The sequence below is a fragment of the Algoriphagus yeomjeoni genome (assembly GCF_049821175.1).
In the GTDB taxonomy this organism is placed as follows: Bacteria; Bacteroidota; Bacteroidia; order Cytophagales; family Cyclobacteriaceae; genus Algoriphagus; species Algoriphagus yeomjeoni_A.
This window is the reverse complement of record NZ_CP187512.1, coordinates 3,159,005-3,180,423: the sequence shown is the minus strand read 5'-3', so window position 1 is coordinate 3,180,423 and position 21,419 is coordinate 3,159,005. Positions and strand designations below refer to the sequence as shown.

The 21,419-nt window shown below is 41.7% G+C and carries 19 protein-coding genes and 1 tRNA gene; 12 read left to right on the top strand and 8 right to left on the bottom strand.

The window, feature by feature from the left end:
• Nucleotide 1: 1 nt before the first annotated feature.
• The 3 genes from ACPUEN_RS12875 to ACPUEN_RS12865 form a co-directional block, all read right to left on the bottom strand.
• A complete protein-coding gene (locus tag ACPUEN_RS12875) occupies nucleotides 2–433 on the bottom strand; it encodes a hypothetical protein (protein ID WP_425636318.1) in 432 nt (143 codons plus the stop codon).
• Nucleotides 430–921: an RNA polymerase sigma factor gene (locus ACPUEN_RS12870; protein WP_425636317.1), complete on the bottom strand. Its 492-nt coding sequence runs from the start codon at nucleotides 919–921 to the stop codon at nucleotides 430–432. Before ACPUEN_RS12870 ends, ACPUEN_RS12875 begins: the two co-directional genes overlap by 4 nt.
• A gap of 372 nt (nucleotides 922–1,293) precedes the next feature.
• A tRNA-Phe gene (locus tag ACPUEN_RS12865) sits at nucleotides 1,294–1,366 on the bottom strand.
• Between the two features lie 102 nt (nucleotides 1,367–1,468).
• Here ACPUEN_RS12865 and ACPUEN_RS12860 point away from each other — a divergent pair.
• From ACPUEN_RS12860 to ACPUEN_RS12845, 4 genes are all read left to right on the top strand, one after another.
• Nucleotides 1,469–2,803 carry a 4Fe-4S dicluster domain-containing protein gene (locus tag ACPUEN_RS12860; RefSeq protein WP_425636316.1) on the top strand — a complete coding sequence of 445 codons (1,335 nt, stop codon included), beginning with the start codon at nucleotides 1,469–1,471 and terminating at the stop codon, nucleotides 2,801–2,803.
• Nucleotides 2,804–2,948: 145 nt separating this feature from the next.
• The gene (locus tag ACPUEN_RS12855; protein WP_425636315.1) at nucleotides 2,949–3,740 is read left to right on the top strand and encodes a (Fe-S)-binding protein; all 792 of its coding nucleotides are present in this window, start codon (nucleotides 2,949–2,951) and stop codon (nucleotides 3,738–3,740) included.
• Nucleotides 3,741–3,818: 78 nt separating this feature from the next.
• Nucleotides 3,819–4,307 (top strand): hypothetical protein, encoded by a 489-nt coding sequence (locus ACPUEN_RS12850; RefSeq protein WP_425636314.1) that lies wholly within the window; start codon nucleotides 3,819–3,821, stop codon nucleotides 4,305–4,307.
• A 156-nt stretch (nucleotides 4,308–4,463) separates the two neighbouring features.
• Complete coding sequence (locus ACPUEN_RS12845; RefSeq protein ID WP_425636313.1) at nucleotides 4,464–6,395, top strand: OmpA family protein; 1,932 nt, start codon at nucleotides 4,464–4,466, stop codon at nucleotides 6,393–6,395.
• A gap of 137 nt (nucleotides 6,396–6,532) precedes the next feature.
• On the opposite strand, the gene ACPUEN_RS12840 is transcribed toward ACPUEN_RS12845, so the two are convergent.
• From ACPUEN_RS12840 to ACPUEN_RS12830, 3 genes are read right to left on the bottom strand one after another with little or no spacing between them, the layout of a single operon-like run.
• The gene (locus ACPUEN_RS12840) at nucleotides 6,533–7,522 is read right to left on the bottom strand and encodes a YpdA family putative bacillithiol disulfide reductase (RefSeq protein WP_425636312.1); all 990 of its coding nucleotides are present in this window, start codon (nucleotides 7,520–7,522) and stop codon (nucleotides 6,533–6,535) included.
• A 6-nt stretch (nucleotides 7,523–7,528) separates the two neighbouring features.
• Nucleotides 7,529–8,293 (bottom strand): NRDE family protein, encoded by a 765-nt coding sequence (locus ACPUEN_RS12835; protein ID WP_425636311.1) that lies wholly within the window; start codon nucleotides 8,291–8,293, stop codon nucleotides 7,529–7,531.
• A gap of 45 nt (nucleotides 8,294–8,338) precedes the next feature.
• Nucleotides 8,339–9,451 carry an alkene reductase gene (locus ACPUEN_RS12830; protein ID WP_425636310.1) on the bottom strand — a complete coding sequence of 371 codons (1,113 nt, stop codon included), beginning with the start codon at nucleotides 9,449–9,451 and terminating at the stop codon, nucleotides 8,339–8,341.
• 354 nt (nucleotides 9,452–9,805) lie between these two features.
• On the opposite strand from ACPUEN_RS12830, the gene ACPUEN_RS12825 reads away from it, so the two are divergent.
• Nucleotides 9,806–10,177 carry a BlaI/MecI/CopY family transcriptional regulator gene (locus ACPUEN_RS12825; protein WP_425636309.1) on the top strand — a complete coding sequence of 124 codons (372 nt, stop codon included), beginning with the start codon at nucleotides 9,806–9,808 and terminating at the stop codon, nucleotides 10,175–10,177.
• The gene (locus ACPUEN_RS12820; protein ID WP_425636308.1) at nucleotides 10,177–12,306 is read left to right on the top strand and encodes a M56 family metallopeptidase; all 2,130 of its coding nucleotides are present in this window, start codon (nucleotides 10,177–10,179) and stop codon (nucleotides 12,304–12,306) included. Before ACPUEN_RS12825 ends, ACPUEN_RS12820 begins: the two co-directional genes overlap by 1 nt.
• A gap of 97 nt (nucleotides 12,307–12,403) precedes the next feature.
• Here the strand turns inward: ACPUEN_RS12820 and ACPUEN_RS12815 are convergent, their stop codons facing one another.
• A complete protein-coding gene (locus ACPUEN_RS12815) occupies nucleotides 12,404–14,002 on the bottom strand; it encodes an ATP-dependent DNA ligase (RefSeq protein ID WP_425636307.1) in 1,599 nt (532 codons plus the stop codon).
• Entirely contained in the window at nucleotides 13,999–15,024 is a 1,026-nt protein-coding gene (locus tag ACPUEN_RS12810; protein WP_425636306.1) for a ligase-associated DNA damage response exonuclease, read from the bottom strand. The genes ACPUEN_RS12815 and ACPUEN_RS12810 overlap by 4 nt, the downstream gene beginning before the upstream one ends.
• 368 nt (nucleotides 15,025–15,392) lie before the next feature.
• On the opposite strand from ACPUEN_RS12810, the gene ACPUEN_RS12805 reads away from it, so the two are divergent.
• The 6 genes from ACPUEN_RS12805 to ACPUEN_RS12780 all read left to right on the top strand — a co-directional run bounded on the left by ACPUEN_RS12805 (nucleotide 15,393) and on the right by ACPUEN_RS12780 (nucleotide 21,418).
• Nucleotides 15,393–15,584, top strand: coding sequence for a CsbD family protein (locus tag ACPUEN_RS12805; protein ID WP_111612437.1), 192 nt, complete (start codon nucleotides 15,393–15,395; stop codon nucleotides 15,582–15,584).
• 534 nt (nucleotides 15,585–16,118) lie between these two features.
• Nucleotides 16,119–16,553: a division/cell wall cluster transcriptional repressor MraZ gene (mraZ, locus tag ACPUEN_RS12800; protein WP_111612438.1), complete on the top strand. Its 435-nt coding sequence runs from the start codon at nucleotides 16,119–16,121 to the stop codon at nucleotides 16,551–16,553.
• A gap of 4 nt (nucleotides 16,554–16,557) precedes the next feature.
• A complete protein-coding gene (gene rsmH / locus ACPUEN_RS12795) occupies nucleotides 16,558–17,469 on the top strand; it encodes a 16S rRNA (cytosine(1402)-N(4))-methyltransferase RsmH (RefSeq protein ID WP_425636305.1) in 912 nt (303 codons plus the stop codon).
• Nucleotides 17,466–17,846, top strand: a complete 381-nt coding sequence (locus tag ACPUEN_RS12790; protein ID WP_111612440.1) for an FtsL-like putative cell division protein — start codon at nucleotides 17,466–17,468, stop codon at nucleotides 17,844–17,846. The genes rsmH and ACPUEN_RS12790 overlap by 4 nt, the downstream gene beginning before the upstream one ends.
• A complete protein-coding gene (locus tag ACPUEN_RS12785; protein WP_425636304.1) occupies nucleotides 17,846–19,954 on the top strand; it encodes a penicillin-binding protein in 2,109 nt (702 codons plus the stop codon). The genes ACPUEN_RS12790 and ACPUEN_RS12785 overlap by 1 nt, the downstream gene beginning before the upstream one ends.
• The gene (locus tag ACPUEN_RS12780; RefSeq protein WP_425636303.1) at nucleotides 19,955–21,418 is read left to right on the top strand and encodes a UDP-N-acetylmuramoyl-L-alanyl-D-glutamate--2,6-diaminopimelate ligase; all 1,464 of its coding nucleotides are present in this window, start codon (nucleotides 19,955–19,957) and stop codon (nucleotides 21,416–21,418) included.
• Nucleotide 21,419: the final 1 nt, after the last annotated feature.

Genomic DNA, 21,419 nt, shown 5'->3' with positions numbered 1-21,419 from the left:
CTTATTTTGATATAGGATTGCCAAATAATTGGTTTGTTGTATTTAGGTATTTCATTTCATTCATCACACCCATTTCTTCTTGACCCTTGGAGAGGTTGTTTTGGATCAGTGCAAAGGCCTGCATGACTTCCATGTATGCTTCTTCTTCAGCTTGCTTCTGTTCATAAACAGTCCATCCCCAGACAGAACCCACTAGAATTGCTACTGATGCTGCCCAGTTCATCCAGGTTCTGGATTTGATTGGAACTGTCTTGGTAGGCATTTTCAGCGTTGGTTCTTCCGAAGAGAGCTCACTAATTCCGGAGAATAAAATTTTCTCTTCTGTATATCCTTCTGCAGCTTGAAGTAATTCCTTTAATTCCTGCTCTTCGGCAAGGGTAGTCTCAGCTTCCCAATACTTTTCGAGTAATTCGTCTATTCGCTGATTCTTCATTTGGTTGATTTTTGGTTGAGCATCCGCTCTCGAATGCTTTTTCTGGCTCGGTGAAGATTCACTTTCACTTGTTCCAGGCTTATATCTAAGTGCTCGGTGATTTCCTCGTAACTCAGCCCTTCTACTTCTCTTAGGTGGAAAATTTCCTGCTGTCGCAAAGGCAAACCTTTTACAAGATTCATCACCTGGCGAATGGAATCTTTTGTGTCTTCCGATACAGTCTCTTCCATTTTGAGTTCTTCAAGTCCTTCCAGAGAGTCCAATTTTTTGGATTGCCTGAAATGCATTAATGCTTCATTTTTCAAGCTTGTTACCAGCCATCCAATCAGATTCGGGTGACTACGAAGTTCCTCTTCCCGTTCGAAAGATTTCTCAAAGACATTCTGAAGCATATCCTCAGTGAGGGACCTATCCCTCACCCAGAGATATCCCAGCCGGTAGAGCCTGCCTCTTTGCGGCCAGATATGTGCTTCAAAAAATGACTTCATTCATTACTGTTATGCATGGCAAAGACAAATGTTACAATTGAGGCAAAAAAAAATGAAAGTTTTTTTCTGCTGGCCTCAACATTGAATAGATCAAGATGTTCCATAATATACAAACTGAAGCTAGACTAAATTTCTTCTAAATAAGAGTTGGAAATAGTATGCATGCAGACTATTTATTAATTTGCTTTCCTATTTTAGAAAAAATGATTCCCTAAATTGGAATCATCAAGTCGAATAAATGATGGATTGGGTAATTGAAACAGGGATTAATAAGGAAATGGATGAATCGAATTTTTCTCGTAAATATCGAGTTATGTCCTGTTCGGTAAAAAGTAACAGCATAAAAAAAGCCATGAATTGCTTCATGGCTTGTGGTGATAAGTGGACTCGAACCACCGACTCACGGATTTTCAGTCCGATGCTCTACCAACTGAGCTATATCACCTTGTTGTAAAGTGATGCAAAGGTAGATATTTCAGTTTTTCAAGCAAGCCATTTTAGAAAAAAATATAGATTTAAACCCAAGAAATACGCTAATAAAGTAACTATGAGCTTTTTACCGCAATTAATATTTTTGATCATTCTGGGAGCTGCGAGCTTCTTTTTGATCAAACGTGTCAAATTCCTGCGCCGAAACATCTTTTTGGGCAAATCCGAAACTAGAAATGATCAGCCGGACAAAAGATGGAAAACTATGCTGCTGGTAGCATTTGGTCAGCAGAAAATGTTCAAGAGATTTATCCCTGCTTTCCTACATTTATTCCTTTATGTAGGCTTTGTGGTAATCAACCTAGAAGTGCTGGAGTTCGTCCTAGATGGAGTTTTGGGCACTCACCGGTTATTTGCGCCTTTCCTTGGAGGTGTATATACAGCTGCGATGAACCTGTTTGAATTTCTCGCCTTCACTGTTTTGCTTTCCTGTGTGATCTTTTTGATTCGTAGGAATGTCATCAAAGTTCCGCGATTCACTAAGCCAGAAATGAAAGGATGGCCGGCATTAGACGGCAATTTGATTCTAGTAATTGAGATTGTGCTGATGTTGGCAATTTTGACGATGAATGCTACCGATCAGATTTTGGCAGATCGAGGAGCCGAACATTACCTAGTGGTCGGTAACCTTTTCTTTAGTGGTATTTTGCATCCGATCTTCGCTGGTATGAGTACGGAATCTCTGATTTTAGTAGAAAGAGCCGCCTGGTGGTTTCACATCTTTGGGATTTTAGCTTTTGCCATTTATGTGACGTATTCGAAGCATCTCCATATTTTCCTAGCCTTCCCAAATACTTGGTATTCCAACTTGAAACCTAAGGGAGAAATGGAAAATATGCCTTCTGTCACTAATGAGGTGAATATGATGCTTGGAATTCCGACTGATGCTCCAGCTGATCCACCTGCTGAAATAGGAAGATTTGGAGCCAAAGACATCAATGACCTGAGCTGGATCAATGTGATGAACGCTTATTCTTGCACAGAATGCGGAAGATGTACTTCAGAATGTCCAGCAAACTTGACCGGAAAGAAGCTTTCTCCTCGTAAAATTATGATGGACGTGCGTGATCGTGCAGAGGAAGTTGGGAAAAGCATAGATGCTGGAGGAAAAGGCTTGGAAGACGGAAAGTCGCTTTTGGGAGACTACATCACCAAAGAAGAATTGAATGCATGTACCAGTTGCAATGCCTGCGTGGAAGCTTGTCCGGTGAATATCGATCCTCTAGCAATCATCTTGGATATGCGCCGCTATGTTGCCATGGAAGAGTCCGGAGCGCCACAGCAGTGGAATGCGATGTTCCAAAACATGGAAACCAGCTTTGCTCCTTGGAAATTCAGCCCTCAGGATAGATTCAATTGGGCGGAGAAAGTGAAAGAGGAAGAAATAAAGTGATCAGTTACCAGTATTCAGTCTCAGAATTCACTAGGAAAGTGGACTGAATAAGTAGAGAAATTGAAATAAGATCGAGGTTTCAGAACAAAAGTCAACCATGAAAATGCCCTCGTAAATCCAATATCATAAATCGTAAATCCAACTTATGTCAACATATAAAGTACCAACTATGGCCGAGATGGCCGGCAAAGGAGAAAATCCAGAAGTCTTATTCTGGGTGGGTTGTGCCGGTTCATTTGATGATAGATACAAAGCCGTAACACAGGCTTTCGTGAAAATCTTAAATAAAGTAGGAGTGAGCTTTGCCGTGCTCGGCCCAGAGGAGGCTTGCACTGGAGATCCAGCAAGACGTGCCGGAAATGAGTTTCTTTTCCAGATGCAGGCAGTAGCGAATATTCAGGTGATGAATGGTTACAATATTAAAAAGGTAGTAACTGCTTGTCCGCATTGCTTCAACACCATCAAAAACGAATACCCAGCTTTGGGTGGGAATTATGAAGTGATTCACCACTCCCAATTTCTTCAGCAACTCATCAATGAAGGAAAAGTAGCGCTGCAAGGTGGAGGAGAGTTCAAAGGAAAGAAAATTACCTTCCACGATTCCTGCTATTTAGGTAGAGCAAATAATGTCTATGAAGCTCCTAGAGATGTAATCAAGGCGCTTGATGTGGAACTGGTGGAAATGAAGCGCTGCAAGACCAAAGGTCTTTGCTGTGGAGCTGGAGGAGCTCAGATGTTCAAGGAGCCAGAGCCAGGCAAAAAAGACATTAACGTGGAGCGGACAGAGGAAGCTTTGGCCACTGGAGCCAGTACAATTGCAGTTGGTTGTCCATTCTGCCTGACGATGATGACAGATGGCGTGAAGAACAAGGAGAAAGAATCGGAAGTGAAAGTCTATGACTTGGCAGAGATGATTGCCAAAGACATGGGGATTTGATATTTTCAATGAATCAATTTGACCCTTTTTGCCGTTAGGTAGAAAGGGTTTTTCTTTGCCATAAAGTTACTAGCACATATGTACGTTGATTTTAAAGATATATCAGAAGATTCACGGGTTTGGATTTACCAGGCAGCACGTCAGTTTTCTGCTCAGGAAAAAGAGTTAATCAAAGCTAGATTATCCAAGTTCTGCGACGGGTGGAATACGCATGGCAATAGAATGCCTACCTCGTTTCAGATTTTGGATAATCAGATTTTGGTGCTGGCAGTGGATGAGTCTGGGTTGGGAGCAAGTGGTTGCTCGATCGATAGTTCAGTCAGAACATTGCGAGAGTTGGAGAGTGAGATTGAAAATAATATCACAGATCAAGGCAAAGTGACATTTAAATCCAACTCAGGTGAAATCAACGTAACTTCTGCTCTAGGGATCAAGTCAAAAGTCACCTCTGGTGAGATTGATTCGCAAACCCTCGTGATCAACCCGCAGGTGAAAAGCAAAAAAGACCTAGAGAGTGTGTGGATTTTGGCAGGGAATAGTTGGCTGAACCGATACTTTCCAAATTAATTTAGTAATATTCAGAATAGATCATCAATCTCCCTTTCAGATGAAATCGAGCATGACTCAAGGATCATATACTTGGAAATTTATTTATCATGTGAGGTTCTCCAGAAACGAGTTTAAGACAGGCTGTATGGCCTATGAAAATCAAAATATAAACAGATGAAAAACCATTTTTTGTGGATTTGTCTTTTACTCCTCATAGGAGTGAGTTCTTGCAAGAGCCTTCAGGAAAAAGGGAATGAGCAGTTTCTCTCTGGGCAATATCAGTACGCTATCAACTCTTTTTCCCAAATACTGGCAGACGACCCTGACAACAAAGAGGCAAATCAGGTCATAGCTGAGAGTTACAGACTTTCTAATCGGGTTGAAGATGCTGCGCCTTATTATGAAAAGCTGGTAGAAGAGGACCCTACTTTTGAAAGCTATTACCGCTTGGGCCTAAGTTTGAAAGCTCAAGGTAAGGACGAGGAAGCCAAAGAAGCTTTCGAGAAAGCAAAGGGCTATACTCAGGATGAGACTTTTTTAGCGGAGACCCAACGCCAACTAGAAGCAATTAAATTATCTGAGGGAATCGAAGATTACTGGCCGTATCATGAGCTGTTGAATTATAAAGACTTAAATACGGCAGGGCCAGATTATGCACCTGTCATTTCTGAAGATTTTATATACTTTACTTCCGGACGACAGGCCAGTGGACTTTACCCTGCTGATGGATCTCCCTATACCAAATTATTCAGAGCTAGAGCTGACGGACTCAGGGTAGATGTGAGCGGCGCTCAGGCGCTTCCCGAATTCAAAAATGAAGAGGGGTTGAATCAGGCTGCCATTGCGATCAGTCCGGATGGAAACACCATTATTTATGCCCGCGGTAATTCTACTTCGGATAAGGATCTCCCTGAAACTGCGCTTTTTGTTTCATACTTCCGAGGTGGAGGCTTTACCCAGCCGATTTGGATGCCAGTAAATGAGGATGAGTTTTGGTGGAATTCCACACCAGCTTTCTCAGAAGATGGAGAGGAATTGTATTTTGCTTCGAACAGACCAGGAGGATATGGAGGAATTGATTTGTACAAAGCAACGAAGTTGGCAAACGGTGACTTCGGCAACCCAAAGAACTTAGGGCCTACTATTAATACGCCTGGCAATGAGCTTTTTCCTAGACCAATGGGAGATGGCAAATTCTTCTTTTCCTCGGATGGACATCCGGGCTATGGGAAACTTGATCTTTTCGTAGCCGAGAAAGATGCTTCTGGAACACAGGTGGTTAAAAACCTTGGAGAAAACTTCAACAGTAACAATGATGATTTCTCACTTTTCTTCACAGATTATCCAAAAGCTGGTTTCATTTCATCCAACCGTGAAGGCGGAATTGGAGACGATGATATTTACTTCTTTGAGGATAAAACTCCTAAGCCAAAAATCATCAATGTATTGCTGAATGTATATACTAAGCAGCGTGTAGCAGGAGAGGATGATGCTGTTTTGGAGCAAGCTAGAGTGGTTCTTTACGATAGCTTGAATAAGCAAGCTGGGGGAGATTTTTCTAATACTAGCGGTCGAGTGAGATTTACCTTGACACCAGATTCTGACTTTACGATTATCGCTTCCAAGAGTGGATATTTCTCTAAGTCAATTCCTTATACCACTACTGGAAAGACTCCTGATATTTCTACGCTTGTACAGGATGTGACTAACATTACCTTGGATACTACAATTGTATTGGATCAGCTGGTACTTGATCGTTCCATCGTTTTGGAAAATATTTATTATGATCTGGATAAAGCAGAGATCAGGCCTGATGCTGCTGCGGAGTTGGATAAATTGGTACAAATACTTAAAGACAATCCTTCAATCACAATCGAATTAAGCTCACATACCGATGATAGATCGAGTGATGCTTATAATCAGGATTTGTCTCAACGTAGAGCTCAATCTGCTGTAGATTACATCGTCTCTCAAGGTATTTCTGCAGACAGGTTAGTTGCGAGAGGCTATGGAGAAAGTCAGTTGATTATCGAGAATGCGAGTACAGAAGAAGAGCATCAGACGAATAGAAGAACTGAGTTTAAGGTGATTGAAATTAAAGAATAATAGATTCAAAGCAGTTTTAAAACCGGTCCTGTGACACGAACGCTGGCTAAAAAATAAAAAGAGCCTGATCGAAGCGATTCGATCAGGCTCTTTTGTTTTAATTAGGTGCTTAGCCAAGCAGCATAGTCTAATACTTTTTACTTGATACCTCTCACTTTTGACTTCCCCACAATATCTTTCACAATCATCCCTGCGTGTACCACACTGTTTTCAATAAAGAACTCTCTGGTATTGAGACCTCCACAAACCACTCCAGCAAGATAAACACCCGGCACATTTGATTCGTGCGTCTGCCCATTGTACTCAGGTTGGCATTTTTCATCTTCACTTAATTTTACACCCAATTGATTCAATAATCCGAAATTCGGCTTGTAACCAGTCATTGCTAAGACAAAGTCATTTTCTATCGTCACCTCACCTTCAGGAGTAGTAATGACAACTTCATGCTCACGGATTTCTTTGAGTGTCGATTTGGTAAAAGCTTTGATGGATCCTTCTTTGATGCGGTTTACGATGTCTGGTCGAACCCAATACTTCACTGCCTGATCCACCTCATCTTCCAGCAAAACCATACTTACCTCAGCGCCTTTTCTCCAAGTCTCGAGTGCCGCATCTACTGCGGAATTTGCTCCCCCTACTACTACAATTTTTTGGTTGATGAATGGCCAAGGCTCTTTGTAGTAATGCTTTACTTTGGGCAAATCTTCGCCCGGGATGTTCATCAGATTTGGCAAGTCGTAAAAGCCAGTAGCCATTGCTATATTCTTTGCCAGATATTCGTCCTTGGACGTTTTGATATGGAAGAGCTCCTCTTTTTTCTCCAAAGTCTCAACGGGCTCATAGAGCTTGATATTTAGATCAAAGTGGGAAAATATTCTGCGATAATATTCTAACGCTTCTGTTCTAGTCGGCTTATTTCCAATTGACATAAAGGGAATATTAGCCATTTCCAATCGGTCAGAAGTGGAGAAAAAAGTCATGTTGATTGGGTAATTATAAATAGAATTAGTCAATGCGCCTTTTTCAATAATCACATAATCCAATCCTGCTTTTCCTGCTTCCACGCCGCAAGCAAGACCAATAGGTCCGCCACCGACGATGAGCAAATCATATATTTTTTCTGCCATTAGGTCTTAGGTTTGATCGAGTTGAAATTTGAAATCCGTGTCATCATATAGCTCGGGATTCCATTGGTAGCTTCGTTGTTTGAGCTGCACCAGCCCAGACGTATGTTGAACCACGGCAGACGCCGAAACCGTTCCATAATTTCCTGACATTCTGATTAATTGTGCAGAAAGAGAAGTTTCCATTTCCAACGGCACTCCTGTATCAGGTAAATTTTCTTTCGGATAGGTTTCAGTTGACTTCAAAATGGATAAAAGGTCAGCGGTGGAAAAGGCAGTTTGGGTTAGTTGCTTAAGTTGAGTTTTAGCCAATTCAACTTTTGGCCAAGGATCATTTAATAAACCATTGCTAAGTCCGTAAATCCCAGGCTTCAATTCCAGAACTTCAGGTGCATAATTACTCAAGTAAAAAAGCTTGTGTCCATCGCTCACCAGCAAATTGAAGCCGTCATAAAGGTTTTGGTTCTCTTGAATGCCTTTCAAATACTCTTCAGGCGTAATATTAGTTTCCAGCCAATCTTGGACTAGCTTGCCTCTGCTTATTTTAGGCTTCCTAGGGTTACTGAAATCCCGATAGTTGGTCAGTAAAGACCATCTGCCATTTGGGTGAAAACCCATCCAAGTACCGCCACTTCTCAGGTCTTTTCCGGCACAAAAACCAGATTTCCAAAGATGAATTTTTTCGCTAGGCCGATCGAAAAACTCATCTCGATTGGCACTGATGATTAAAGGGAACTTGGGATTATTTTTCCAGGAAAAAGCTACAAGACACATGGCTAAAAATAAAGAAAAGGGCCGGAATTTCCGGCCCTAGGGTGATTATCCAACTTTTAATTCTTCAATGTTGGGGTAATCAGTGTACCCTTTTTCTCCAGGTGTGTAATACCTGTCTTTATCAGGACTAGCTAGTTCTGCATGCTCAGCGAAGCGCTCTACTAGATCAGGATTGGAAATATATAACGTGCCAAAAGCCACGGCGTCAGCATATCCTTCTTCAATCACTTTGTTTCCTTTCTCTTGGTCAAAACCAGCATTAATGACCAAAGTTCCTTTAAATAACGGTCTGAAATGCTTGGCTATTTCACTTACTAAATATGGAATGTCTGAAACATCCGAAAATGGCTCAGATAAGTGTAAATAGGCAAGATCGTAGGAATTCAGTTTTTCAACGATGTATTCAAAAGTTGGGATAGTTTCCTCATCAGCTTCCATTCCAAAAACCCCATTAAGTGATGGGTTTAATCTCAATCCGATTTTTTGCTCTGGCATCACCTCTTTTAGCGCATCAATAATTTCAAAAAGGATTTTTGCTCTGTTCTCGATTGATCCGCCATATTCATCCCTTCGGGTATTGCTGGTTGCATTAAAAAATTGATGAAGCAGATAGCCATTTGAACTGTGAATCTCAATTCCATCAAAACCGGCCTCCATTGCGTTTTTACCTGCATTTTTAAAGTCCTGAATCGTTTGCTTAATTTCTGCACGAGTCATTTCTTTCGGAGTGACAGTATCTTTAAAACCTTCCGGGGTATAAGATTTTTGATGCGGATTGATAGCGGAAGGTGCCAATGGCAAATCCCCACCATGAAAATCTGGATGCGAGATTCTTCCTACATGCCATAATTGTATGAAAATTTTCCCATCCTTATCATGCACTGCTTTAGTGACTCCTTTCCACCCTTCTACTTGAGCAGCTGAATAAATTCCAGGAGTATTAATGTAGCCTACTGCCTTTTTGGAAACTTGGGAGCCTTCCGTAATTATAAGACCAGCAGATGCTCGTTGTGCGTAATATTTCTCGTGAATATCAAAAGGTTTATTCGATGGATTAGCTGCACGACTTCTAGTCATCGGAGCCATCCATACTCTATTTTTTAACTCTAGTCCACCTGCGAGTGAAATGGGTTTTAATAATGCTTGATCGTTATTCATTTCGGTCGTTGGTTTAATTTCAAAAATTCAGTGTCTATACAACTAATGTCGAGACGGTAAAGTTCAATGAAAATCCTAAATCATGAATATTTGTCTCAAGGAATAAATCGTAATTCTTTCTATTATGCCTTCAAAACCTTTCCAATGAATAAAAACGGACACTTTTTTTGTAATGAAGCTAGGCAACAATCAGACTATTTATTTGTCTTAAAAAATTTTCTAAGTTTATTTATTCATAGTAAAATTCTGGTAAACAAGCTTTTAACACTTTTTAATACGATAATTATCGTAGATATTTTGAACTTACGATTCTCTTCGTATATCTTTGCTACGAAAGTTATCGTATAAACTCCCATGAGTAAGCCAACCGAATCAGAATTAGAAATACTTTCCCTTTTGTGGGAAATGAAAGAAGCTAGCGTCCGCCAAGTTCATGAGAGATTGGCAGAGATAAAGGATACTGGGTACACGACCACGCTGAAGACTATGCAGAATATGCATGCCAAAGGAATGGTCAATCGCAATGAAGAGCAACGAACTCATGTTTATCGCCCAATTACCAACCAAAAGGAGACCCAGAAGTCCCTCCTTAAAAACTTGGTGACTACTGCTTTTGGTGGCTCAGCGCAAAAATTGGTACTCCAGGCATTGGGTGAAGAAAACCCTTCCAAAGAGGAATTAGATGAAATAAGAGCATTTTTAGACCAACTAGAAAATAAGAAATAATGGATCTTTTAAACGACTGGGTATCGGAAAGTATATTGTATGCCATCGGCTGGACGCTCGTGCATTCACTTTGGCAGCTTGTCATTTTAGCAGCTGGACTTTGGTTAATGTTGAAAGTGTTTAGCAAGAAAAGCGCCGACTTCAAGTATAATTTAGGTTTGGCGGCTTTGTGTCTTTCAGTAGTTGCAGCATTTGGAACCTTCATTTACGAAGTTGCAAGTTTTGCACCTACACCACTTTTCGAGAGAATCAATAGATCATTTATCCCTGCGCAGACTGTTGAAGCTTCTTCTAGCATTGGAATGGAAGAATTTATCTACCTGGCAGTGGGATGGATTGAGCTTCAATTACCCTTGTTAGTCAATTTTTGGTTTTTGGGAGCTTTGCTCTTCCTTTTCCGTCTTTTCAATAGTCTTTCTGAAGTCCGAATGCTTAGAAAATCTTCCTCAGACCTTGAAGATTTCCAGTTGGAGAAAATGCTTTATCGCCTGATGGGCAAGATGAATATATCCAAGAACGTTGAGCTTCGATTGACTTGCTATGGAGTTTCGCCAATTACATTTGGCTTTCTCAAACCTATCATACTTATACCTGCAGGACTTATTTTGCAACTCACACCTGTGCAGTTGGAAGCGATCATCGCCCATGAATTGGCACATGTGAAGCGGAATGATTATTTGGTAAACCTATTTCAATCAGCTCTAGAAGTGCTTTTCTTTTATCACCCTTGTTACTGGTGGATGAATCAGACCGTCAAAGAGCTGAGGGAAAATGCTGCTGATGACTTAGCAGTTCAGGTAGGTGTAGTTCCCAAGGAGCTTGCACATAGTCTTGCTGAGGTGCTGAACTTTGCGAAGCAAAATCCTCCTGAGCTTGCCTTGGCAGCCGGAAAAAGAAGGAATCCAACCCTTCAAAGAATCAAAAGAATTCTGGGCCATCCCGCTCAGACCTATCCACAAAACCCTATTATTTCTATCCCTATGCTACTAACACTCTTATTAAGCGCTGGCCTGATGGCTACCGCACAACAGGACGTTTCCGTCTCTGTTGAGAAAATGAATCCTGTTACAGTTGATGTGAATGCAGAAATGCAAGCAATTGCTGAGGTTGAGAAAAATATCAATGTCAATGTCAATTCAAACATCAATACCAATCTGAATGTCTCGGTAGACACTATTGTTGATAATGAAGTTAAAAAGGTTGTTATCACTGATGGAAAGCCAACTTATGTAAACTCTAAAAATCAAGTCGTAGAATATCAATACGCCAAGCCGGAGCATGTTATGATTAAAGGAGACACCATTATTACTAAAGGTGATACAATAGTTATAAAGAAAGGTAAGAACGGCTCTTACGTGTATAAGCAAAATGGTAAGACGATGGTTTTAGAAGATATGCCAGCATTGGATTTAGCCCCAATGCCTCCCTTCCCTGCTGAGACGATGGCCCCAATGATGGATTTTGCTATGGCACCTATGCCTCCAATGGATTTTGAAATGGCGCCAATGGTAGATTTTGAAATGGCAGCAATGCCAGCTATGGAATTTGTGATGTCTGATATGCCTATGATGGATTTCGTAGTTTCACCTCCTATGGATTTCGCTTTTTTTGGAAATTCTTTTTCTCCTAAGGACACGATTAATATGACCAAAGCGGAAAAAGAGAAGTGGGCTAAGGATATGGAGAAGAAGGCAGAGGAGTATGCCAGGAAAATGGAGAACTGGCAAGCAACTATGCAACCTAAAATGGAAGCCTTTCAAGAAAAAATGGAAGAGTGGCAGAGAGCCAATGAGCCGAGAATGGAAGAATACCAGGCAAAAATGGCTGAGTGGCAAAAAGCTATGAAGCCAAAAATGGAGGAATTCGAGAAGAAGATGGAGGCATGGCAGAAAGCTAATGAGCCGAAGATGAAAGAGTTCGAAGCTAAAATGGAAGCATGGCAAAAAGCTAATGAGCCAAAAATGAAGGAGTATGAGGAGAAAATGAAGGCTTGGGAGAAAGAGATGCAGCCAAAAATGGAAGAGTTTCAGCGAAAGATGGAAATCTGGCAGAAAGAGAACGCAGCCAAAATTGAGGCTTACCAGAAAAAATTAGAAGAACAATTAAAGAAAAAAGACGATAACAAATAGAACTGACGTTCTTCTTAAGATATACCTGAAAAGGTAATTGTGTGTTGATGCTTTGAAAAAGACTTGCCCGTTGGACAGGTCTTTTTTCTTGTATTCTTTACTTTGGAATCAATGCCTTAAGATCGTCAAGGGTATTTGCCTCTTCGATTGATTTATCCTGTCTCCAGCGATGGATTCTGGGAAAGCGAACGGCAACGCCACTTTTATGACGGTTTGAAAAAGCAATTCCCTCAAATGCGAGTTCAAAAACAAGCGTTGGGGTAACGCTGCGGACTGGGCCAAATCGCTCCAAAGTGGTCTTTTTGATGATTTTATCTACTTCTGCAAACTCTTTATCTGTCAGGCCTGAATATGCTTTGGCAAAAGTTACCAGCTCCATTTCTCCAGTTTCATTGGGTTGCCAAAGGCCAAAAGTATAATCGGTAAATAAGTTTGTTCTCCTTCCATGGCCACGCATCGCATAAGTAAGCACGGCATCAATCGTGAGCGGATCAGTTTTCCACTTCCACCAATCTCCTTTTTTCCGGCCGACTTGATAGGATGCAGATTTCTTCTTCAACATCAAGCCTTCACTTCTTTTGTCCCTTGACAGCTTTCGCTCGGCAGCTACTTCCTCCCAAGAAGTGAATTCCATTTGATCTGAAATATGCAAAGCTGGATGGTTTGTTTTCATGACCAAAGTTTCCAAGATAGCCCTTCGTTCCAGATAGCTCAATGCTCTAATATCCTCGCCATTATACTCTAGTAGGTCATATACTTTAAAAATTACGGGGACTTTTTGTAGAATACTCTTGCTAACACTTTTTCTTCCTATTCGAGTTTGAAGGTCATTAAATAGCCCGATTTGACCGTCGATGAATGCTAAAATTTCCCCATCGATGACTGTGCCTTTTGGTAAGAAATTCACCAATTCTGCGATTTCAGGATACTTATCTGTAACTAATTCCTCACCTCTGGACCAAACGAAAATCTCACCTTTTCTGGAAATCACCTGGCCGCGAATGCCGTCCCATTTGTGCTCCGCTACCCAATCGGCCACATCGCCAAGTTCGTTCAAGTCATTTTCTAAGGCATAAGCCAGGTAAAATGGATAGGGTTTGGAAACATAGGCTTGTTCATTTCTGCCATAAACCAATTCTTCAAAAGTAGTTGTGGCGGGACTCCAGTCTCCCATCAAACGGTAGGCAAGCTCATCTTGAGGGACAGAAGTGACTTGAGAAAGTGCCTTCGTCATAAGCTTTTGGCTGATCCCGATACGAAAGGAACCTGTGAGTAATTTCGTGAATACAAATCGTGAATAGTAGTCAAACTGCAGCCACATGTGCTGCACATATTCTTTCTTTTCGAGATTAGTTTTGGGCTTCAATAAAACGAGTTCATCCAGAATAGTGCTCAGTGATTTTTCACTTGTGTGGAAATCACTTGGTACGACTAAGGCTATAGACTCAGCCAAGTCTCCCACGATATGATAGCTTTCTTCGAAAAGCCAAAGTGGAATCTCAGCGAGTTCTGCTGCATAAACTCGAAGTAAGGTAGTATTTACAGGACGTGGTGGTCTTCGGTGGGATAGAATTGCCACCGTCCACAGCTTGTCTTTCTCATTGGCTTCACCAAAGTATGCAGCCAAAGCAGCGACTTTCTGGTTTGTCTTGTTGGTTGAGTCCAGCTTTTCGATCAGTTGAGCGAATTGTTTCATGCTGATTGGATGGCTTCAGTTGCAGGAATTTCCTCTCGTTCTCCCTCATAATCGGTGTTTTCTGTGCTGGCATCGTATCCAATTTCCCGAAGGTACTTGCTGAAAATATCGGTATAACCGTGTGTGCAAATCACACGAGTTGCTCCGCTTTCTTTGATGCTTTGCAATAAACCCTGCCAATCACAATGGTCTGATAGCACAAAGCCTTTATCTGTAGCTCTTCGTGACCTTGCTCCGCGAAAAGCCATCCAGCCACTACAGGTTCCTGTTTCGAATGGCACCATTTTCCGCACCCAAGGCGAGCCATGCGCACTTGGAGGAGCTACTACCATATTGCCTCTGATTTCCTTCCCTTCAGTTTCTTTGGTGATTAGATGTGTTTCTGGCATTTGTAATTGTGGGCGGAGAACTTCCGTCATATTTTCTACGGCGCCATGGGTGTAGATTTTCCCTATGGATGGATCCAAATGCTTGAGAATCCGCTGAGCTTTTCCAAGAGTATAGCCAAACAATACAGAAGTTTTACCTTCTTCTTTGTTGCTTCTCCACCAGGCATTGATCTCTTCAAATACTGTTGCTTGAGGTTTCCATTTGAAAGCAGGAAGTCCAAAGGTGCATTCAGTAATCAAGGTATTGCACTTAATAGGCTCGTAGGGCGTGCAGACTCCGTCATCTTCGGTTTTGTAGTCTCCAGTAAAAACCCAGACTTCACCTTTGTATTCTACTCGTACCTGTGATGACCCTATGATGTGCCCTGCTGGATGAAGACTAAATGTGACTCCATTGACTTGAAAAGGCTCATTCCAGCTAATTCCTTGGACATGTATATCTCCAAGTCTATGGCGAATGATGGGGATGTTACTATGGTGTGTGAGGTATTTCTTGTGGCCAGACCTCGCATGATCCGAATGTCCATGCGTGATGATAGCCTTATTTACTGGCCTCCAGGGATCAATATAAATCTGAGCTTTTGGGCAGTAAATACCCTTGGAATTAAAAATTAAAAGATCTGACTGCTTCATTTTCTGAGATTAATATAGCTAGCTAAAGAATAATCAAACGACGAATCGCGGGATTCAATCAATTGGGTTAGCTATGAGGGACAACCTTCCTAACAAATTTGACGGGAAAAAGTATATGACTGTTAAGATTTAAAGAAATTCCATTTAACCTCAACTTTTTAAAATCTCTTTAATCAATTAAAAATATCCTCAATTCCCGAATGTGATTCCCCAAATTGACGAAAAAACTGTAAGTAATCTCCGGTGAATCTTTCATAAAATGCCTTTAGGAGTGTTTAGAGGCTGTTTTAGGGAATAACTATTGCTTTGGCACAAGTTGTGGATTTAGTAGGATAAGAAATTAATTTTTAACCTAAACGAAAAATATCATGAGTTCATTTGAAGATAAAATAAAAGGAAATTGGAACGAGATTAAAGGTAAGTTGAAGCAGGAATACGGTGAATTGACCGAGGATGACTTGATGCATGACGAAGGGAGAGCAGACGAGCTTTTAGGAAAAATCCAGCAGAAAACGGGTAAATCCAAAGAGGAAGTAAAATCCTTTATAGATAGTATCTAATTTCAAAAAATCAGATCAATTAATAAAAGCACTCTCATCGCGAGGGTGTTTTTTTTGTGCATTGCCAAATGTATTTTCGGATCAATAGTCCATGACATTTGGAAAGATTTTTTAATTCTAAAGATTTTTGAAATTGAAATCTGTAGTTGTGGTTTTTATTAAAATTAATGCTCGAATTTTTGCATTGTGGGTTTATTCCCCACTTTACTCTTGATTTTTAATAAATCCTGGGAAATCCCCCCACTTTTCATTTGTTGTCACTCCTATAATAGAATAGATATTTTTTTCTAGCCAGATAAAATGGCTAAAACGCTCTATTTTGCCCCATTTTGGGGAAGATCTAACCTCTTTCTAATCAATAGGATACAATGAAAAAAAACAGTGAATTTTTCATATAAATATTGGGATGGAATAAAGATTTGCCTACTTTTAAGTCAAAGTGGGAAATTGTGGAGGAAAGTGGTAGAAAGTGAAAGTCATTTTATTACTTTTGTCTTTACCACAAACTCATCATTCTAAAGAGTACAGGAAATTATGTTCAACAGTCAATACGATTGCAAGCTAGACCCCAAAGGGCGTTTGGTTTTGCCGGCCAAGATAAAGGCGGCAATACCGGAGGCTAATGGGAGTGCGCTTATGCTTCGCATGGCTGAAGATAGGTGCCTGGCACTTTATACCATAGTGGAATACAAAAAACTGGAGAATCAAATCAAGTCTCTGAACATCAATAACGCTGAACAGCGATTGTTGCAAAGGTCTTTTTTCAATTCAGTAACTGACGTGGAATTGGATAGCGCTGGCAGATTGCTGGTGCCAAAGCATTTTCAAATCTACGCAGGGCTAGAGAAAGACATCATGGTAGTAGGAAACGGAACTCGTATAGAGATCTGGAATACTGAAAACTACCTGAATAATATAATCAAGGATCCGGCGGACTTGTCTAGCCTGATGGAAAAGCATCTCTCTTAATCTCATGACGGAGTCTATTTATCATATACCAGTGATGCTAGCCCAATGCACTGAAGGATTGTCTATTGATCCCAATGGGGTTTATGTAGACGTGACGTTTGGCGGAGGTGGACATTCCCGTGAGATTTTGAAGCATTTGGACAAAGGTCATTTGTATGGCTTTGATCAGGATGTGGATGCTGAAGCAAATATTCCTGCATCAGACAACTTCACCTTCATCGCTGCCAATTTCAGGGATTTGAAAAAATACCTACGGCTTCATGGAGTGAAGAAGGTTGATGGGGTATTGGCGGATTTGGGGATTTCATCGCATCAGATCGATGAGCCGAGCCGAGGATTCTCTACCCGATTCAGTGGAAGCTTGGATATGCGCATGAATCAGTCGGCAGAGGTTTCTGCAAAAGAAGTTCTGAATACTTACGATGAGGGTCGGCTTCACAAGATTCTTGGGATGTATGGTGAGGTGAAAAATGCGAAGACGTTGGCGCAAGCTATAGTCTCCGAACGAACCTCCCAGCAATTTGAGACGACAGAGGGTTTTACTTCTTTTCTGAAAAGATACGCCCCAAAAGGCAAAGACTTTAAATACTACGCGCAAGTCTTCCAGGCTTTGCGAATAGAAGTGAACGATGAGATGGGGGCTTTGGAGGAAATGCTACTTGAAGCAGTAGATATTCTCAAGCCAGAAGGGCGATTGGTGGTGATGAGCTATCATAGTTTGGAAGATCGCTTGGTGAAAAACCTGATGATCAAAGGGAAATTCCAAGGTGAGGTGGAGAAGGATTTTTACGGAAATCTAATACGACCTCTCGAGCCAATCAGCAGAGGTGCTGTAGTAGCTGATGCAGAAGAAATAGCATCGAACCCAAGAGCAAGAAGTGCGAAACTCAGAATTGCTAAGAAGACGGAGATATGAGCAATAACACATTCAGGAAAAAATTGAAATCGGGCAACAAGCCAAAAGGTGGTCCTCGCAAATCCATTTTCACATGGATGGAAGAGAAGCTCGATGTTACTGGAATCTTGGGTGAAGGAGTGCCTGTCCAATTGGTTCCGCCGGTTGGATTTGTGGCTTTATTGGCTTTGGTCTACATCTGGAGCAATCACCGCGCTGAAAATATGGTGCGCAAAATCGAAAAGGCACAGCAGGAAGTAGAAGATCTAAGAGCAGATGTGACTACGCTGGAAGCAGAATACATGCTTAGCAGCATGCAGTCAGAAGTAGCGAAGCGCGTAGCTGAGCAAGGAATAGTAGAACTCAATCAACCACCGATTAAAATCGAGGTAGAATAGTGAATTTTAAACGATCCATATTGATCCGAGTACGGGTGGTGTTCATCCTCATAGCGCTGATCTCTGCGCTAATCCCGTATAAAATCGCCAAGCTTCAAATGGCGGATGGAGACGTATGGCGTGAAAAAGCCGAAACAATCAACTTCCAATATCGGGAAGTGCCAGCTACTCGTGGCAACATCTACGCAGCTGATGGAAGCTTACTAGCTACCAGTTTGCCTTTTTATAGAGTTGCACTAGATCCAACTATCGCAAAGTCTGATCGCTACAAAGCTGGAATTGATTCGCTTGCTAGAAAGCTTTCCGGATACTATAAGGATAAGTCGGCTGACTCTTATAAGAGAATGATTAATGACGCCAGGCTGGACAACAAACGGTATTTGGTGCTGAATAGAAAGCAAATCGGATATCAAGGAATGCAGGAAATGTCCAATTGGCCAATTTTCAGAGAAGGAAGATTAGGGGGTGGAGTTATTTTCGAGAAAGTAGAAAAAAGATATAGACCGTTTAATTCCCTTGCCAGCCGTACAGTTGGCTTTTTGAATGAAGACCAATATGGCGCAGGAATCGAGTACAGTTTCAATAATTACCTTCAAGGGCAGGATGGGAAAGCACTTTTTCAACGCCTAGCTGGGGGAAGCTGGAAGCCGGTCTTCGATGCAGAAGATGTGAAGCCTGAGAATGGCTACGACGTGACTACGACCTTGGATGTGAACATTCAGGACGTGGCCGAAACAGCTTTGAGACGTCAACTGACTGATCGTGATGCGGAATTTGGTTCTGTGATTGTGATGGAAGTGAAAACCGGTCAAATCAAGGCGATCACCAATTTGCAAAGAAACACGAGTGGCAATGGCTACGGTGAAAACTACAATTTTGCAATTGGAGATCAGGGAAACACAGAGCCTGGCTCAACTTTCAAACTGCTTTCCATGCTTGCGCTTTTGGAAGAGAACAAGATCACGCTGGACGAAACGGTAGAAACTGGAAACGGTGCCCACAAATTCTATAACCAAACCATGCGTGATGCAAAGAATGGTGGTTATGGAACCTTGACCATTCGTGAGGCATTTGAGAAATCTTCTAATGTTGGGATCTCAAAATTGGTGGACGAGCATTTTGGCTCCAGCCCTTCCAAATTCATGGCTTACATCGATAAGGTTGGATTGAGAGAGCCTTTTGGTTTTCAGCTGATCGGCGAAGGCAAGCCTTTTTTCAAAAAACCTGGTGAAAAAGATTGGTATGGAACTTCGCTTCCATGGATTTCTATTGGATATGAAGTTAAGCTAAACCCACTTCATACCCTTGCCTTGTACAATGCAGTGGCGAATGGTGGAAAAATGATGAAGCCGTACATCGTGAAATCTATTTCCAAAGGAAACAGGATTGAGCAACAGTATGAGCCTGAGGTGGTTCGAAAGCAGATTGCTTCTGAGAAAAACATCAAACTTCTCCAAGAACTTTTGGAAGGTGTGGTGGTACGAGGCACAGCAAAAAATATCGCCAACACTGATTACCGAATCGCTGGCAAAACCGGTACTGCCCAGAAGTTGGTCAATGGGCAATACACGAGAGTTTATTACACCAGTTTCGCTGGTTATTTCCCTGCCGATAATCCTAAGTATTCCATGGTCGTGGTCATTGACAGTCCAAAAGGCTTTGCAGCCTATGGAGGAGACGTTTCTGCACCGGTTTTCAAAGAAATAGCAGACAAAATTTATGCGCTTGATATTGAGCTAAACCCGGAAAATCAACAAGAGATATTTAGAGCTGAAGCTGAGGGTACGCAATTGCCTTATGTGCAGGCTGGGAAAGCGGAAGAACTTCAAGAGATATTCCAAGAATTAGGATTGAAAGCCTCGGCAGCCAATCCAGAAGAGTGGGTGAAGACAGTTTCTCGTGAAGCGAGCGTGGAAATGAATGCCAATGACACAGACAAGTCACTTGTCCCAGATGTGTCGGGACTTCCGCTGCGTGACGCACTTTTCATTCTGGAAAACAAAGGAATGAAAGTCAACTATACAGGAAAAGGCAGAGTGAAAGGGCAGTCGATTTCGCCTGGATCTGCCTTGACTCCAAATGCAACAATTAATCTGGTATTAGGATAAATGAAAGTACTGAAAGACATATTATATAAAGTATCACTTACCTCTACCACTGGAGATATGGAGTTGGGGGTGAAAGATATTGTCTTTGACAGCCGTCAGGTGACTGAGGGAAGTGCTTTCGTAGCGATCAAAGGTACGCAGGTAGATGGCCATGAATTCATTGAGAAAGCTATTGGACTTGGAGCTCAGAGCATCGTTTGTGAACAATTGCCTGAGAAAATATTAGATGGCGTAACCTATGTGCAAGTAGTGAATTCTGCCAGAGCATTAGGCATTATGGCTAGCAATTACTTTGATAATCCTTCGGAAAGTATCAAAGTAGTCGCCATTACAGGCACGAATGGCAAGACCACCACAGCTACGCTTTTGCATCAGCTTTTCATGCGGATGGGCTACAGCACTGGCTTGCTTTCCACTGTAGAAAATAAGATTAATGAAACTGTAATTCATGCAACTCACACTACACCCGACGCGGTAAGTGTGCAGGCTTTGCTTCGCAAAATGGTGGAGGAAGGCTGTACGAATTGCTTTATGGAAGCGAGTTCTCACGCGATTGTGCAAGAGAGAATAGCAGGATTAAAGCTTGCAGGGGCTGTTTTTACAAATATCAGCCATGACCATTTGGATTACCATGGCACGTTTGACGAGTACATAAAAGCAAAGAAGAAGCTGTTTGATGAGCTTCCTAAAGACGCTTTTGCACTAGTAAACGGAGATGACAAGCGTGGAGCAGTGATGCTTCAGAATTGCAAAGCATCACATCAGTATTTCGCACTAAAGTCTCCTGCAGAATTCAAAGCAAAAATCATATCGAATACACTTGAAGGCCTTGAGCTGGATATCAATGGGAAATTGATCTGGTTCCGAATGATAGGTGCATTCAATGCTTACAATCTTTTGGGTGTTTTGGGCGTCACAGTTCTTTTGGGTGAAGAGGAAGATGAAGTACTTCGTGAGCTCTCTGGCATCCGCGGAGCAAAAGGTCGATTCGATAGAATTTCTATTGCGGGCATCACAGCAATCGTGGATTATGCGCATACGCCTGATGCTTTAGACAATGTCTTGAAAACCATAAACGGCGCAAGAACTGGTGGAGAGCAATTGATCACAGTGGTTGGCTGTGGCGGGAATCGGGACAAAACCAAGCGTCCTGTGATGGCAAAAATAGCTGTTCAGGAAAGCGATAAAGCAATTCTTACTTCTGACAACCCTCGATTTGAGGAGCCGGAAGCAATACTGAAAGATATGCAGGCTGGCGTAGGTCCGTCTGAAATCAGGAAGACATTATCCATTGTGGATCGCAGAGAGGCAATTAAGACTGCTTGTATGCTTTCGCAAAAAGGAGATATAATCCTTATCGCTGGCAAAGGCCATGAGGATTATCAGGAGGTCAAAGGAGTGAAGCATCACTTTGATGATACTGAAGTAGTAACAGAGTTTTTACAACAATTGAACCAGAGCTGAG

Coding starts and splice junctions, on each gene's coding strand:
- ACPUEN_RS12830 (WP_425636310.1), bottom strand. CDS start 9,451: ATGAATAACGATCAAGCATTATTAAAACCCATTTCACTCGCAGGTGGA.
- ACPUEN_RS12855 (WP_425636315.1), top strand. CDS start 2,949: ATGTCAACATATAAAGTACCAACTATGGCCGAGATGGCCGGCAAAGGA.
- ACPUEN_RS12820 (WP_425636308.1), top strand. CDS start 10,177: ATGGATCTTTTAAACGACTGGGTATCGGAAAGTATATTGTATGCCATC.
- ACPUEN_RS12870 (WP_425636317.1), bottom strand. CDS start 921: ATGAAGTCATTTTTTGAAGCACATATCTGGCCGCAAAGAGGCAGGCTC.
- mraZ (WP_111612438.1), top strand. CDS start 16,119: ATGTTCAACAGTCAATACGATTGCAAGCTAGACCCCAAAGGGCGTTTG.
- ACPUEN_RS12805 (WP_111612437.1), top strand. CDS start 15,393: ATGAGTTCATTTGAAGATAAAATAAAAGGAAATTGGAACGAGATTAAA.
- ACPUEN_RS12850 (WP_425636314.1), top strand. CDS start 3,819: ATGTACGTTGATTTTAAAGATATATCAGAAGATTCACGGGTTTGGATT.
- ACPUEN_RS12780 (WP_425636303.1), top strand. CDS start 19,955: ATGAAAGTACTGAAAGACATATTATATAAAGTATCACTTACCTCTACC.
- rsmH (WP_425636305.1), top strand. CDS start 16,558: ATGACGGAGTCTATTTATCATATACCAGTGATGCTAGCCCAATGCACT.
- ACPUEN_RS12790 (WP_111612440.1), top strand. CDS start 17,466: ATGAGCAATAACACATTCAGGAAAAAATTGAAATCGGGCAACAAGCCA.
- ACPUEN_RS12835 (WP_425636311.1), bottom strand. CDS start 8,293: ATGTGTCTTGTAGCTTTTTCCTGGAAAAATAATCCCAAGTTCCCTTTA.
- ACPUEN_RS12845 (WP_425636313.1), top strand. CDS start 4,464: ATGAAAAACCATTTTTTGTGGATTTGTCTTTTACTCCTCATAGGAGTG.
- ACPUEN_RS12815 (WP_425636307.1), bottom strand. CDS start 14,002: ATGAAACAATTCGCTCAACTGATCGAAAAGCTGGACTCAACCAACAAG.
- ACPUEN_RS12860 (WP_425636316.1), top strand. CDS start 1,469: ATGAGCTTTTTACCGCAATTAATATTTTTGATCATTCTGGGAGCTGCG.
- ACPUEN_RS12825 (WP_425636309.1), top strand. CDS start 9,806: ATGAGTAAGCCAACCGAATCAGAATTAGAAATACTTTCCCTTTTGTGG.
- ACPUEN_RS12810 (WP_425636306.1), bottom strand. CDS start 15,024: ATGAAGCAGTCAGATCTTTTAATTTTTAATTCCAAGGGTATTTACTGC.
- ACPUEN_RS12840 (WP_425636312.1), bottom strand. CDS start 7,522: ATGGCAGAAAAAATATATGATTTGCTCATCGTCGGTGGCGGACCTATT.
- ACPUEN_RS12875 (WP_425636318.1), bottom strand. CDS start 433: ATGAAGAATCAGCGAATAGACGAATTACTCGAAAAGTATTGGGAAGCT.